Source organism: Vibrio hepatarius, from assembly GCF_018860525.1.
GTDB lineage: Bacteria > Pseudomonadota > Gammaproteobacteria > Enterobacterales > Vibrionaceae > Vibrio > Vibrio hepatarius_B.
The window spans coordinates 1-15,899 of the sequence record NZ_JAHKPM010000002.1 but is presented as its reverse complement, the minus strand read 5'-3'; the positions used below and the strand labels follow the sequence as shown (position 1 = coordinate 15,899).

Annotated in this window: 5 protein-coding genes; 3 read left to right on the top strand and 2 right to left on the bottom strand. The window is 44.8% G+C overall.

Annotated features, from left to right (window positions below):
- Positions 1-144: 144 nt before the first annotated feature.
- A complete protein-coding gene (locus tag KO511_RS00070; protein WP_215985490.1) occupies positions 145-546 on the bottom strand; it encodes a YkgJ family cysteine cluster protein in 402 nt (133 codons plus the stop codon).
- A 476-nt stretch (positions 547-1,022) separates the two neighbouring features.
- Between KO511_RS00070 and KO511_RS00065 the strand changes: the two genes are divergently transcribed.
- From KO511_RS00065 to KO511_RS00055, 3 genes are read left to right on the top strand one after another with little or no spacing between them, the layout of a single operon-like run.
- Positions 1,023-2,669 carry an ABC transporter transmembrane domain-containing protein gene (locus tag KO511_RS00065; RefSeq protein ID WP_215985489.1) on the top strand — a complete coding sequence of 549 codons (1,647 nt, stop codon included), beginning with the start codon at positions 1,023-1,025 and terminating at the stop codon, positions 2,667-2,669.
- Entirely contained in the window at positions 2,666-4,918 is a 2,253-nt protein-coding gene (locus tag KO511_RS00060; RefSeq protein ID WP_215985488.1) for an ABC transporter transmembrane domain-containing protein, read from the top strand. The genes KO511_RS00065 and KO511_RS00060 overlap by 4 nt, the downstream gene beginning before the upstream one ends.
- Complete coding sequence (locus KO511_RS00055) at positions 4,911-6,224, top strand: HlyD family type I secretion periplasmic adaptor subunit (RefSeq protein WP_215985487.1); 1,314 nt, start codon at positions 4,911-4,913, stop codon at positions 6,222-6,224. Before KO511_RS00060 ends, KO511_RS00055 begins: the two co-directional genes overlap by 8 nt.
- A gap of 205 nt (positions 6,225-6,429) precedes the next feature.
- Here the strand turns inward: KO511_RS00055 and KO511_RS00050 are convergent, their stop codons facing one another.
- Positions 6,430-15,594, bottom strand: a complete 9,165-nt coding sequence (locus KO511_RS00050) for a VCBS domain-containing protein (RefSeq protein WP_215985486.1) — start codon at positions 15,592-15,594, stop codon at positions 6,430-6,432.
- Positions 15,595-15,899 lie beyond the last annotated feature (305 nt).

Genomic DNA, 15,899 nt, shown 5'->3' with positions numbered 1-15,899 from the left:
TGAATACAATAGCCATTATTAATTTACAGAGCCATCAAATAGACCGTATTTGGCATGAAAGTGTGTTTAGGTGCTTTGTAGAGGTTTAGCTATTGTGTCATTCTCACCTTATGAAAGTGTTAAATGCAATTACTTAAACCCACTCTAGGAATAGCTCGATGGTCGGCTTGAGCTCATCAGCTTATCTAACTGCTTTTGTGCTTTGTTGAGGTTTTCTAGGTCTACGACCTCGATCATTTCACATTCGTCCCGAACCATTTCATTGATAAGGCTAGGGTAGTGGCGACAGTCTTCGGGCCTGTCGAGGTAAATACTGCATGTGTATTTATCTTTTTCATTTGGTTTTGACTTGCGAGCTAACTCTAAAAATGGACAACGATTTAGTTGTTCTTTTGTGTCTGGGTCGAACCAAATCTTGCCATCTTTCACATATTCAAAGATATCAGGGTTAAATAGCTCCCATAGATCGATCTCTTCTTGTGTGGCTGCTAAATCACCATCTCCATATTTGATGCAGCATTTACCGCATTGGTTACAATCTTTCATGGTGTCTACATTGAATTATGGGCGTGGATTGAGTTTACCACTAATGGCTTAAAAGCTGAGAATTTGATGTGGGAGTTCGCACACAAACAGTGATGGCATCAGTAGAGTAGGTTCTCACCTCACTGCATAGAAGCCATTGGTGGCCTCTTGTGGGGAAAGATACTTTCTAAATCGAAAATGTCCCAATATCATTTAGTATAAAAGCTCATTCATAATCCGCTAATATGAATGAAACATACATTTTCAAGTCTAAAAAAAGCTTCAATATTGAAAATCTTGATTTGAATAAAACTAGCTAAAGTTAGATGTTTCTCGTTGTAACTTAATTAGTGATAAAGTGCGATTGTGGTTGTAAGGTTTACTTGAAATGAAAAAATTTCAGCAATGTCTTAAAATTAAATTAAATCAGCCCCTTATCTTGCATAACTTAGTAGCCTATATCAATATTGTTTCATATTGATGGATAAGGATTATGTATGCCCGCAAGTTCAATGAAAAACAAAGGGGTGGTGGGGAAAGTTCTACTGCCTTCTTTGCTAGTTAATCTTCTCTCTCTCGCTGTTCCGTTAACAGTTTTACAAATTTACGATCGTATCTTACCTAACCAGAGTTATGGAACTGCCACTCTCTTATTAGCGGGTGCGACGTTGGCTGTCGCTATGGAAGCGCTAATCCGGTTTGTACGAACTTGGCTTTTGTCTGCCGCGGCCAGTAACACCGAGAAAGCGACCTATCAAACCTTGGTTGAAAGGGTGACTAAGGCTTCATCGGGTCATCTTCGTCATTTAGGTGTTGGTGGCGTAGAAGAAGGGCTCAGCTCAGTATCCAAAGTTAAAGATTGGTATTCCGGTGGGGTGATCGCAGGCTTTATTGATTTACCTTTTGCATTGATCTTCTTGGGCTTGGTGGCTTACATCGGCGGTGAGTTAGTGGCGATACCTTTGGCAGTTTGGCTGATTACTCTTGGAATTGTCTGGTTATCTTCTATTCGCGTTAAAAGCCTAAGTGAAGTATCTTCCCAAGATGAGCAGGAGCGAAAAGCGTTTTTAATTTTGCTGAGCCAAACCATTCAGGGAATCAAACGCCAGGCAGTTGAGTCTCGAATCTTCAATCAGTTTAAATCCCTCAATAATGTTCGTTCTCAGTCTAAAGCGAGAGAAGAGGAACAGAATGCCTTCGCCCAAGAGTGTATTCAGCTTGCAGCATTAGCGACGTCAGTTTTACTCGTGATTACTGGCAGCTTATGGGTGTTGGATGGTCAGTTAAGCACAGGTGGGTTAGCGGCATGTTCTATCTTATCGGGCAGAGCGGTTGCGCCATTAAGCGCTCTAGTTGGCGTTCAAATCAAGCTTAATTCAATGCACAGTGCCAATCAGGCAATAGAAAAGTTGAGTGACTTGTCACTATCTGAGTCTTCAGATTTTGAGCAACCTGAGCTCCCTTTATTTGACTTTGAGACGTTGGAAATTAAGCAAGTGACCGTTGAAAGGTACGGTGAACTCGCTCATGCGGATATCACACTGAATAAAGGTGAGTTGGTATTGTTAGAGAGTGAGGACCGCCACACCAACAGTCATTTCTTGTCGTCGATTGCAGGTATTGATGATCTGAAAACGGGTGAGTGCTCCATTAACGGAGCTACCGTTTCAATCGCATCTATAACCAATATTGCGGCCTACTGTGGCGTTAAAGGGCAATTGGTGTCAGGTACTATTCTCGACAACTTATGTGGGTTTGATCCTGAGAAAACGCAAAGCGCCAGTGACTATGCGAAGCGTTTGGGTTTAACCAAAGAAATTAATCGTTTACCTGATGGGTTAGAAACACAAATTGGCCATACGAGTGCGTCTCTGCTGAGTATGGGCAACGTGAAAATGCTCAATATCGCGACTCAACTGGCAAGTGATAAACCCATTATCATGTTAGAAAGGCCAGATTCCTCACTTGATTTAGATGCCCTTGGAAATCTAGCTAAGGTGTTGGAAGAAGAAGTGACGGCAGGACGGACGATACTGATGGTGAGCAACCATTCTAAACTTCGCGAATTAGCTAATCGAATCATTACAGTGGAAAGTCGAGCTACTGCGGTCGAAAGCGAGAACAACCAGGAGGCTATCGTATGAATCGTTTAGATATTGGTAACCCTTCAAGTACGAACAACCGTGCAGATACCAGCGGTCGACAAGAGGTGATGAATCATTTAGAAAATGAAAGCCTTTCTGTCCTTAAACAATTGGAAGTTAATGCGAATATCCAGTTGTTCGCACATCAATGGGTCGATGAAAATGGCATTGAATCAATAGACGATATGTTTGCCCTGTTCGACAGGCTTGCATTGCCCTATCACTTGGTTGCCAACCTAGATGAAGTTGGCGAGCATAAATTGGTCTTACTGGTGCCTGATGAAAATGAGCTGGTATCTGGTCATTTAGAATCCAAACAATTTGTTTCTTTTAACGCCAATGACGACATCACCGATGACCCGCAGTTTTGCATCGTTATCGAAGGCCCACCATTAGAGAAGGCTTCTCCTTATTGGGTTGGTGAAAGGTTACATGCGTTTCGCCCCATTATACCTAAATTGGTGTTAGTCAGTTTTATCACTAACTTATTTGCGCTTGCCGTTCCTTTCATCACTATGTCGATTTATGACCATGTGATTGGTGGTGATGCAGGGCATGAGCTGCAAGGTATCGCTATTGGTGCGGCGTTGTTGTTTGTGATGATGGGTTGGTTGAGAACATTGCGTAGCCGAGTGTTTGTTTCAGTTTCGAACCGAGTGAGTCGGGAGATCTCTCAATCTCTCGTACAGCGTCTGCTTCGAAATAGTTATGCTCAAAACCAGCAAACTGCGTCTTCCAGTCAACAAAATCAAGTGATGTTGTCGGAGCGTATTTCAGGTGTGTTATCGGGGCCATTAGGTAATGCGTTGTTTGATTTACCATTCATTCTAATTTTTGTACTTGCGATAGGTGTGTTAGGTGGGTGGTTAGTACTGGTTCCTATCGTTTCTTTGGTTCTTTATTACCTATTAGCTAAGCGTTCGATACGCTCTAGCAGCAAGCGTTCAATGCAATCAACGGTAGCAGGTACGAATCGTCAAAACATGACCAATGAGCTGTCATCCAAACTCGCCTTTATTCGCAGTGCCGGATTCTCAGAGCACTGGATTCAACGCTTCAAAAAGGCCAATCTCCTTGCTTCTACAGTGACTTTTAATCAATCGGTTCTCCAGAGTCGTTACACCTCGATTTACTATTTCATTGGTGTTGCTTCGACATTAGCTGTGATGGGATTAGGGATAGGGCTCATTTTTGAACAAGTGATGACCCCCGGTGGTTTGATTGCTTCAATGATGTTGATATCTAAGGTGACGGGTCCTGCTCAGGTGTTGGCAAACAGCGCGATGCGTTTCAATAGCTTTAATCAATCCAAATTGCAAGTGAACCGTATTTTGTCCCAGCCGTCTGAGCGTGAATTCAGTTACCAACATCACCCGCTGCCGACAGTAGCGCCTAACTTGAAATTAGACCAAGTAACACTGCGTTATCCTAAGCAGAGTCGTCCCGCCTTGAATGGTGTGAGTTTTGATATTGAAGCGGGTGAAATTGTCGCGATTACTGGCCCTTCTGGGAGCGGTAAATCAACATTGATCGAAGTGTTGTCTGGCTTACATCCTATCCAAAACGGCATGGTCGAGCTTGAAGGCGTTAACCTTGTTCAATACGATCCGCAGCTATATCGTCACTGGTGTTTTATTCGAGCGGCTTATCCTGATTTGCTCACACTGAGTATTCGAGAGTGGCTAAACGACGGCCATAAAGTTGAAGATCAGAAAATGATCTCTGCGATTGAAATGGTGGGCGGAAAGCGTTGGTTCGAGACATTATCTGGTCGGCTATACACCTCCATCAGTAGTATTCAACCGGATAGCCTTTTTGACATGTTGTCTGGCAGTGTCGCGCAGATCCTCATTGACGCAAAAGCGCTAGTTTATGATTACCCAATGTTCTTAATGGATAACCCTGTACCTGATGCTCATCCAAACGCTAAGCGTTTATTTGGTGAGTTTGTGCAATCGAAAAAAGGAAAAGCAACAGTGATTTACACCTCTCACGATCCGGATTTAATCAAGCTTGCCGATAAAGTCGTGGTGTTAAACGAAGGTGCTGTGGTTTATGCCGGTCCATTAGAGCCGGAGCAGTCTTCGAAGCAGGAACAGCCTTCAGAGCCTCAAGCTTTTCAAGAACCGCATTTATCTGAGCAACCGTTATCTCAAGAGCTACAGCCGTCAACTCAAGAGGCGTCTGCTCAACAAAATGCAGCCCGACAAGAACAATCAGAGTCTAAACAAGGAGTCGCTAATGACTAAACAAGCTATCGAGAAGGGCAAGTGCTACGGTGAACTTGTTGAATCACAAAATACGGCTCGTACATTGGCGCTGGCCACATGGTCGGTTGCCATATGTGTTATTGCTTTTGCCACTTGGTCTGTAGTCACTCAAGTTGATGAAATCGCCAAAGCCAAAGGCGCTGTGATTCCAGAAGGCGAGAAGCAAGTATTACAAAGCGCGATTGGCGGTAAGTTAAAGCAAATTCTCGTTAAAGAAGGCCAGTTGGTTGAGAAAGGTCAGCCGCTTGTTGAGTTTGATGCCACTTTCCAACGTACCGCCCTTGAAGAGTTAAAGTCTCAACAAGTGTCGCTTTTAGCCAGTGTGGAACGTATGAATGCGCTGCTTGAGCAACGTGAGCCTAATCTTGCTGAGTTCGAGGTCGATTACCCAGAGATCGTCAGCCAACAAAAAGCGCAGCTGAATGCGCAAAAAGCCCTTTATTTCCAAAAACGTGTGGTACTTGAGAAAGAGAACGAACAAATTGCAGAGCAGCTTCGTAGCGTAGAAAAGTCATTACCTAGCTACGAGAAAGAGTTGAATGCAACCAAACAAGAGTTGAACATACTGGAGAAGGGTTATAAATCGGGTAATATTTCACGTTTACGTGTGCTTGAAATGCGACAAAAACTGGCCAGTATCGAACAAAAAATCGAAGAAGCTCGTGGTAAGAAAGCTGTGTTAATCAAGCAAGCAGACAGCACTGAACAAAAAATTAAGCAGCTTTTTGCGGAAGCAAAAGCTAAAGTGAGCGACGATCGCTCTAAAGCCGTAGCTGACTTATCAGCACTGAATGCCAGAGTTCGTTCAAGCCAAGCTAAATTGACCAACACCATGTTAGTGTCGCCGCTACAAGGTTTGGTGCAAAGCCTGCCAAGCACGCAAAACGGTGGTGTTATTCAGCCGGGTGGGACAGTGGTTGAAATTGTTCCTGTTGGTGGGAAAGCCGACTTTAAAGCTCGTTTGTCGCCAAGAGATATTGGTTTTGTGAGTGTAGGGCAGCCGACTCGAATCAAGATTGATGCGTTTGATTACAGCCGCTTTGGGGCGCTAAAAGGAGCGGTTGAGAGTATTTCACCGACCACAAGTCAAAGCGAACGTGGCGAGATCTATTATGAAGTCGTCGTCTCGGTGGATGTTCCCTATTTCCGTGATAATCCGGAGAGCTTTTCTATCTTGCCAGGTATGACGGGAGAGGTTGATATTACAACCGGTGAGAAGTCCGTTTTCCAATACCTATGGAAGCCCATTTACACGAACGTGAGTGTCGCATTTGGTGAAAGGTAATCGTTATAAAGAGTCGCTGAGAGTAAACGAATAACAACAGCAAATAATAAAAAGGGAGCACATTATGTGCTCCCTTTTTGATTGTCGTTTTTTCAAGTTTCTATGTTCTTTAGAGAGAAACAATCGGGAGCAATTAATGCTCCCGATTGTGTTTGCCTAGAGTTTAAGCGGTAAGTTACTAGCACTAGGCACCTTACACTTGAAGTTATGAGTTAGGATCTATGTCCGGTAACCTATCGATATCGTTGTGGTGGTGGTGCTCATCATCTTGGTTATGGTTGATGTTCGCGTCATGGTGTTCCAACGCGTCTGACATATCCAAGTGCGCTTGGTCATGTGTTGTTGCATCTTGTTGGTCGACTTGTGCAAGTACGATATCCATATCCGCAGGTTGATCGTGAACCGTTGTCGATGTCGCATCGGGTTTAATGCCCAATGCATCCAGATAAGCTGCTGCACCATGGTGGCTGGTTTTCTCATCGGGTTCTTGATGGGTCTGCTGGGTTAAATCTAGATTACTATCATCGCTTAGTGTGACCGTAAAGTCGGCTTGTGAAGCCATGTCTGGCTCGTCATGTTGAACAGGAGGCGGTGGCGGTGGAGCAGGGTGCGATGTATGGACTAAAGGTGTGATTGTCATATCAACCACTTCAGTTCCAACTGTCAGCTTTCCACTATGTCCAGGCCCATGACTGAGTATCTGGATATTCACATGGGCGACAACTTCATCTTGATTTGTCCCTTGCAATGCCACTTCAAATTTATCTTCATGTTGACCTATACCAGAAGCGCTGCCATGAGGGCCCGTGTGAACTTGGGCTTGCTCTTGATAATGTAAATGACCAGTCTGAGGATCAATAGTTAATGTCCCGTATTGGCCATGATGACTAGTGACATACTGTCCGTTAGGTAAATGGATTCGCCAACCGCTTTGTGCTGTTGGTACCGGAGTTAACGATGGTAATAGTGGTGGAACCCCAAGCGTGCCAGATACTTGGTGGCTTCCCGATGGTGGTCTGACAATGATAGGTTCAGGAATAGCGCTTGCAGCGAAACCTTGGCTACCTGCGGTATTACCGTGTTCGTCAGTCATTGTTGCTTGTACATTAGAACCGGGATGAACTTCAATTTGTATTCCGTGCTGTAGAGTACGAGCATCTAGTACATGATCCTGACCGTTAACGACAAGATGCTCACCGATTTTGGCATCACTAGGAGGCGTAACGGTTGCTGTGATCGTGTTTGCCTGCCCTCGGGCGATTTCAGCTTTGCTGTATAAGTTGTCTGCCCCTGCGTTTTCAAAGGTAATCGTAGGAACGCTAACCTGTGTATCGACTTGGTAAGTAACATCTGCAGTGGCATGAGCGCTATTACCTGCGCTATCTGTCACCTCTACTGATGCCTCTATTTTTTGGTCAGCATCGGCAATGAGTTCACTGCCAGGTACGGCAATTGAATAGTGTCCTTTTGCATCGACCACGCCAGTATGCTGTGTCCCATTTACATCTAAAGTCACAATGTCGCCTGCATTAAAATCGCCAGAAACGGATCCGCTGATGTCAATGGAGCTGTTGGATTCTTGAGCATTAATCACATTGTCGGCGGTAATTGGGTCTGTTTGAATACCGATGTGAACTTGTGTATCTATATGGACGGAAAGAAGCGAAGAGGTAGCCGGTAGCACTGACGAAGGAGCCAATGCTTTGGCGGATAGATTATGAACGCCCTCCGATAAGCTGCTTACCGCAACACTATATTGGCCAGAGGCATCAGATACCGCGTGTCCAACGGGTGTGGAACCATCGTAAATCGTGACTTTCGAGAATGGAATATCAGTGTGCCCAGTAATCGTTGGGGTAGTGGCATTGGTCTGGTTGTCAGTGTTTGATGAACCAGAATCGCTTGTTGATGCAAGATCCAGAGTCACTGAGTTCGTTGACGCTACGTTGGTGACCATTAGCAAGGTTGGTAGTGTCGTTGTAACTGTAGGTTGTTGAGGCACTGTGGTTGATATGACTAGGCCACCCGTTGGTGACATGGTGACATGTCCCGAGGCATCAAAGGTGATGAATTTCGAATCCTCAGTATGGCCGTCGCTCACTTTTACTTCGAACACATCCACACCATGATAGGAGTTGGTGGCAGAGTTATAACTCATCCCTGTGATAGACGTATTTGGTGTGTAGATGTAGTCACCAGTGTCTGGATCTACCGACAATGAACCGAATTGCCCTGTTGAACTGACAATAGAGAAGGTATGAGAGTCAGTAACATCTACATCAGTCTCTGTTAATGTACCTGCTGTTGATGATGTTTGGTTAACGCCGAGAATCGGTGCGTCGTTGGTGCCGGTAATGGTAACCACGATATCATGGTGCGTACCATCTGCAGATTGAACCGTGATGGTTTCAGTGTCTGTCTGACCTTCGCCAAGCTGTTGAACTATAGGATGGTTGTTGTCAAGGTCGTAAGTCCAGTGACCATTTACATCGATATGAGCGTGCCCATAGCCTTTGCTTCCGGCTATTCCAGCTCCACCCTGTACCGCGGTAAACCCAGCTGTTCCATCAGGATCACTCGCCGTCAACGTACCTGAAGCTTGAAGTGTTATGTCTTCTTTGACCACTCCTGTGGAGTCTCCACTGAATGTTGCAGGGTCAGCGACACTCGCTATATTGATGAGTATTGACCCTTCTTTTGAATCAAGATGACCATCGTTTGCGGTAAATTGCACCGCCCCTAATCCGCTGACACCAGAACTAAAGTAGTTGTGAGTTGGGGTGAAGATGAGTGATGAAACGTCGGAGGCGCTGACGTCATCACCAACATTCACTGTGGTGCCATTCAGCGATAACACGCCATGGGCGACATTGGTAATCGTGATGTGGTTTAACGCATCTCCATCAATATCAGAATATTTAAAGTCTGCGGTGGTGAACGCATGAGGCTTATCTTCTAAAGAACTAATAAAACTCGATCCAACGATAGGTGCATCATTGACTGCATTGACATCCACTACCATCGTTGCGTTTGCCGAATTTTTATGGCCATCATTCGCAGTAAATGTAAATTGCGCATAGTTGGCGCCGTTTTCATTATTGATCGGCGTGAAAGTTAAATGGCCTGCGTCTATGTCAGCCTTGCTGATTTGCTGGTTGGCGGTTACGGCGTTACCGTTTAGAAGTAATAATCCATGACTCGGTATGCTGCTAATAGTCACGAACTGTAACGCATCGCCATCTTGATCACTGTAACCAAATTCACTGGTTGTAAAGGTTCTGGTGATGTCTTCATTTGTAGAAACGGTTTGCCCTGTCACCGTTGGCGCATGTTGTAGAGGAGGGGTGACTTCAATAGAGAGAGAGTTTTGAGAAGAATCTCCTATTGGGTTACCGCCATCATCGCCGACGCGATAAACCATACTTGGCACTTTACCTGTAAAGCCAGCTTCCGGGGTGAAGGTATAATGACCATTCGCTTCGATCGCGAGTGTACCGATACCGGCCATAGTATGTGGTTGCCCCGGCCTTACCGCGACATAACCTGACACCGGGTCTTTTATTTGAATATCTTGCAACACCAGATGTGCGTTGGAATCGGTGTCTGTTGCTGCACCACTCAATCCTTGATCCGTCCCAGAGCCAGTAAGTAGATTCCCTTCAACTGGACTACTATGTTGAACACCAGAATCACTGAGGCTGTGTAGAACTGGATCATCGGTGGTCCCATTAATCGTGACGGTTATTGAATGCTTGGTACCGTCTTTTGATGTGACTTCAATGCTATCTGTGAGTGTTTGTCCATTGTCTAAGTCTTGAATAGGCACACTATCGTTGTCTGCTTTATAAACCCATCTCCCACTGCTAGTGATGTCGAAATGACCATAGGTTCCATCCAGAGATATTTTCTGTTGCCCCTTAAGATCTAATGCAGCTTCGCCATGACCATCAGCGTCAGAAACAATCAGGTGCCCATGACAAAAAAGGGCATCTGGAATGGTTGCTGACCCGGTGGTATTCAAGTTGTGGTGAATGTTTGTATCTTCACTTATGCTGCCGGAGTCACCGGTAAATGTTGCGGCATCGGCTATAGGATCAATATGAAGAGTGTTAGTAGCCTCTTGTGAGTCAACATGCCCATCGTTAACTGTATATTTAAACTGAACATCGCCATTAAAATCTTGTGTAGGAACGAACTGAAGTTTACTGATGTCAGCTGTAGGGATCTGTTGTCCCGTTGTAATATCGTGTCCATCAAGTAAAAACTTACCTTGTGTTGCTGATGGTAGATCGGTAATCGCTACTGAATGTAGCGTATCGCCAGTGTCGATATCGGTGAACCCAAACTGACTCGCTTGCATTTGGTAATGTGTATCTTCAGTGCCATGTGCAAGTGTCGTCGCAGTGATGGTTGGTTGATCATTGGTGCCTGTCACCGTTATGGTTATATCGTGGGCAGTGTAGTCTGCAGAATAAACACGATATACAACCTTTTCTACTTCACCTTCAGCTAATGATTGCAAGCGACTGTTTGAAACCTCATACCCCCAACTTCCAGCTGGAGTTATTCTTAGATCTCCACCAAAGGGGTCATGTATCGCTTTCTCACCAAATTGGTTAAACCGGAAATGATCTTCGCCTGTGTCAGGATCAGTTACAGACAAAGAGCCTGATATTGCAATTTTTTGAGCTGAGCTGTGCCCGACATTATGATCTTCAATAATCGTTCCGGTATCATTGCCCGAAATCACAGCAGAATCACGGGTGGGAGCCAGAGTGATTGAGGCTGTTGTGGCGACACTTCCACCATGTTTATCCAGTACATCATAGGTAAAGGAGACCTTGCCGTTGTAATCTTGGTTAGGGTGAAAGGTGAAGGTTCCGTCATGATTATCGGTGATTTTGCCATGGTCGGCGGTGAGATTGGCCACCGAGAGTTGCCCTGCATCATTGTGGTCGATGTCTGTAGCGTTGGCGAGTAAATCAGAAACGTGTAGAACGACATCTGTATCTTCAGTACCAGCCGCAAGTGTAACTGCGGAGCTAACAACGGGAGCATCATTGTCACCTTGGATAGTGACTTGAATTTGATGAGGCGTACCATCAGCAGAACGCACAGTAACAGTATCAATTAACGTTTCATTACTACCGAGAGATTGAATCTTTGCGAGGCTATTATCAATCTCATAGCGATATGAACCATTGGATTGAAGAATGAGCTTTCCACCTTCCTGTGTCGTATATCCGGTATCCCATGTGCCTGTTTGTTGGTTTTGATGAAGATTCCCATCAAAATGATCTTCTCCAGCATCGGCGTCAGTAATGGTCAATTGGCCGTTGTATATGATCGTATTACCGGAGTTTAGGGTAAGGTTATGATCCTCTTGAACAGTAAAGGTGTCTTGTCCGCCAATTGTTGCACCGTCATTCGTTCCGTGTACAACTAACGTTAGAGTCTTCGTATCCGTACCACCATTATGGTCATCCACTTTTACCTGAACATGTATAACTTGGTCATTGTTTGCTCCCAAGTTTTGATAACTTGCATGGGAGGGGTCAAAAGTGTAACTACCATCATTGTTAAAGGTTAAACCATCTACAGGTTTATCAATAGTGAATGTATGCGTGTCTTTTGTATCCACATCCGTGGCATGCATCTGACCAGATAAAAGGGTTCCACCTTCAGTTACCGATTGTGATTGGGTAGAGAGGACTGGTTTATCATTGGTCCCCTCAACGGTAAACTCCACTTTGTGTTGAGTTCCATCAACGCTGTGAATGGTATACTCCTCTTTGAGTGTTTCACCCTCTGAGAGATGTTGTACTAAATAATTACTTATATGGTAGTAATAGTTACCATTACTATTCACCTGAAGATCTCCACCATGAGACCCTTGATAAATACCACCATAGAGCACATCTGGGAATTGCGACTGTGCAGGACCATCAGGGTCAACAACATGGAACACACCAGAAGCTCCAAGGAGATGCCCACTGGAGATATCCACATTGATATCCTCTTTAACCCCAGAACCGGAGCCTGTAATAACCGCTGCATCACTGGTTGGTGCTAACGTCATACTCGCTGAAGTCGCTGTACTGCCAGCATGTGCATCTTTTACATTATAGCTAAAAGAGACTTTCCCATTGTAATCTAGGGCAGGATGAAAGGTAAAAGTACCGTCATGATTATCGGTGATTTTGCCATGGTCGGCGGTGAGGTTGGCCACTGAGAGTTGCCCTGCATCATTGTGGTCGATGTCTGTAGCGTTGGCGAGTAAATCAGAAGCGTGTAGAACGACATCTGTATCTTCAGCTCCTGCAGGAAGAGTTGTTACCGAAGAAACCTTAGGGTCATCATTTGTACCGTGGATTGTGATCTGAATTTCATGACTTGTTCCATCGACACTGTGGATTGTCACCTTATCGACAAGAGTCTCTGTTGACCCAAGATTTTGAATTTCTGGTTTACGATTATCAATTGTATAAGTATAAGTACCATCTTGTTGTAAAAGTACCCACCCACCCATTTTTGTATCATAGCCAATTCCGTGATAGGTGTGGCCTCTTTGAATATCAAACTGAGCTTCACCTTGGTCGGGGTCAACAATATCTAACTTTCCATCAAAATGAAGATTATATTGTGTATCAATATAGCCACGATCTTCTGTCACATTCCCTTGATCAATTCCAGTAATAGTCGCAGCATCGCCAGTTGCTTGTAAGTGTAAATTCGCGCCTGTTGCAGTGACACCTCCATGCGCATCTGTCACGTCATAAGTGAAATGGACTTGGCCGTTGTAGTCTTTGGTTGGCGTGAAAGTGAAGGTACCGTCTTGATTATCTTGAATAGAACCATGATCGGCATGAAGGTTCGTAATCGTCAACTTGCCTATGTCATTGGTATCTACATCTATGGTGTTTGCCAATAGCTCAGTTGCAGTGAGGGTTTGGGCAAGATCTTCTTTTCCGCTGTTGAGCTGCACTTCTGAAGAATAGTATGGGCTGTCGTTATCGCCATGAATGGTGACAACGATATCGTGTGTGGTGCCATCTGCAGATTTAACGGTGACAGTATCGGTTAGTGATTCCCCTTTACCCAGATGATCAATAGCTCTGCCGGTTGCATCTTGGCCGATGGAAGCATAGTAGGTCCAGTCCCCGTTAGTTTGAAGTATGACACGACCATGAGTGCCGTAATAAGTGCCTGTTTGGGCATAGCTTTCACCTGCATCAGCATCCACTACCGATAGGTGGCCATCGGTATGGATTTCATCGTTCCACAATTTCCCTATGTTTCCGTGCTGATGATCAGGTGAACGGTCATCAACATAACCGCCAGTCATACTGCCGTCTGGCGCGGTAAAAGTGTGTCCTTCATGGACATCGCCTGTCGATGTCCCCATTATCACCGCAGCATCATTGGTGCCATTCACTGTGATCGTTACTTGATGTGACGTCCCATCAGCAGAATGAACGGTAATAGTATCGGTGGCGGTTGCTCCTTTTCCTAACGCTTGAACTGTAGGATTTGTGTTATCGAGGTCGTAAGTCCAAGCACCAGAATCGGTCAGATGTAGAGTCCCTAAGCTGCCTGCAACATCTGTGTTTGAGAAGTGTGCTTCGCCAGTATCTACATCAGTGACAGTCAACGTACCGGATGTTTGCAATTGAGATTCTTCGGTTACCGCATCTGAGTTGGTGCCACCAATCACAGCAGTATCATTGGTGCCATTTATCGTAATCGTAACTTGATGCGGCGTGCCGTCAGCAGAATGGACAGTAATAGTATCAGTGGCTGTTTTATTTGCGCCTAACGCTTGAACTGTAGGATTTGTGTTATCGAGATTGTAAGTCCAAGCACCTGAGTCGGTCAGATGTAGAGTCCCCAAGTTGCCTACGATATCTGTGTCGGAGAAGTGTGCTTCGCCAGTATCTACGTCAGTGACAGTCAACGTACCGGATGTTTGCAATTGAGACTCTTCGGTGACAGTTCCTGAGTCTGTTCCACCAATAACTGCTTTGTCGTTAGTCCCATTGATCGTAACCATAACTTGATGCGCTGTGCCGTCGGCTGAGTAAACAGTGACTATGTCTGTCGCAGTCGAACCTTGGCCAAGTCCTTGAACTACAGAGTTATTGTTGTCTAAATTGTATGTCCACGCACCGTCTTTGGTGATGCTGAGCGTGCCGAAATTGCTAGTTACTTGTGAGGCTTGAAAGTGGTCTTCTCCAAGATCAGAGTCCGTTACCGAAAGCTGTCCTTGGACTTGCGTTGTTAAATCTTCAGTTACCGTGCCAGCATCCACGCCTGTAATCACGGCATTGTCGTCGTTCCCGCCGATCGTCATATCGATCGTTTGCGGTGTGCCATCTTTGGTGTGAATTGTGAAACTTTCATGCAGTGAAGTCGCCCCGGTTAGCGCTTGAACGTTAGAAAGAGAGTTATCAACTTGATACTGCCAGTGTCCATCAGAATCGATAGTTAATGAACCATACTTCCCAGAGATAACTTCCGGCGTAACCGAACTTTCATTTTGATCAGGGTCTATGACATCAATTTTACCGTTCGCATGTAACAAGCCTTGTGAATCAATATTGTGATCTTCTGTGACGACACCTTTTAAGTCTCCAGAAATACTTGGCGTGTCTTGCTTACCCGTGACCGGAACTTGAACAATGACGCTCGAGCCGTTAGATAGATGCAACAAGAAATGATCAGTACCTTGTTGGTGCTGATTCAACAGTATGTATTGAGGCGATTTTGGGTTTAATACAAACGTGTATTGACCATTTGCATCAACATGAAGCTCTCCGTAGGTACCTTTTATGACTTCTGACATGAAGGTGACGGGTAAAGCGGTCGTTGTAGGCGCATTCGAATGAGTCGGCTGACCGTTACTTCCTGATGAGATAGTCGGCATCGATACCGAAGGAATGTAATAGACTTGCGGGTGAGAAAGCGTCGATAAATGATGAGAAGGAAACAAGTGAGAGCTCGAGCCATGGGGAGCGTGGCTTGCACTTAAGGTAGAGTTTACGTCGCTGTCGCTCGTTTGAGCCTCTTGATGAGTAACCGCTGATGAGTCCGTTTTTCCATGGTGGTCGCTGGAATCTTTTGCTGTCACGTTATTTGCGGCTACTTGATCTGCGTTATCACCGGAATTGTCTACATCCTCGGCAGCTGCGTGTTTAGCCAATGATGGCAGTATCATCATGAGTGATTGAAAAAGCGGGATATTAACTTTTAGGTGTGAATGCAGTCTGAGCTTCTTTTTTTTGGTTGGTTTCTTTTGTTCTAGCTCGTTACTTTTCTTATTTTTGATTTCTGTATTTTTCTTGTTTGCTTCGACGTTTTTTTTGTTAGCCATTTTTCTCATCAGTGAATCGTGGTTGCACTATTTTAAGTAAAATACACAGATAGATGTTTCGCTAGCTAATTGGATAATTTTTAAAGAAAAAAACCAGAAATTGAGACGGTTCTACGTTTTAGGTATCAATGGATGCAAGCAACTATGTATTTGAATACTCTGATCAGCGTTTAACCGACCAGCTTGTTTACATATATATTGGATTCAATGAGTGGGCAGCAGTTGTTACTTTCAAGATGTAGTAACAGAGTGAAAGAGGTCTCCTGATCAGGAGTTTAGTATTACAAAAAGGGCTCTTCTCCGCT

Bases quoted from the DNA above. Each gene is read 5' to 3' on its own strand.
- KO511_RS00070 (WP_215985490.1), bottom strand. From the start codon at position 546: ATGAAAGATTGTAACCAATGCGGTAAATGCTGCATCAAATATGGAGAT.
- KO511_RS00055 (WP_215985487.1), top strand. From the start codon at position 4,911: ATGACTAAACAAGCTATCGAGAAGGGCAAGTGCTACGGTGAACTTGTT.
- KO511_RS00050 (WP_215985486.1), bottom strand. From the start codon at position 15,594: ATGGCTAACAAAAAAAACGTCGAAGCAAACAAGAAAAATACAGAAATC.
- KO511_RS00060 (WP_215985488.1), top strand. From the start codon at position 2,666: ATGAATCGTTTAGATATTGGTAACCCTTCAAGTACGAACAACCGTGCA.
- KO511_RS00065 (WP_215985489.1), top strand. From the start codon at position 1,023: ATGCCCGCAAGTTCAATGAAAAACAAAGGGGTGGTGGGGAAAGTTCTA.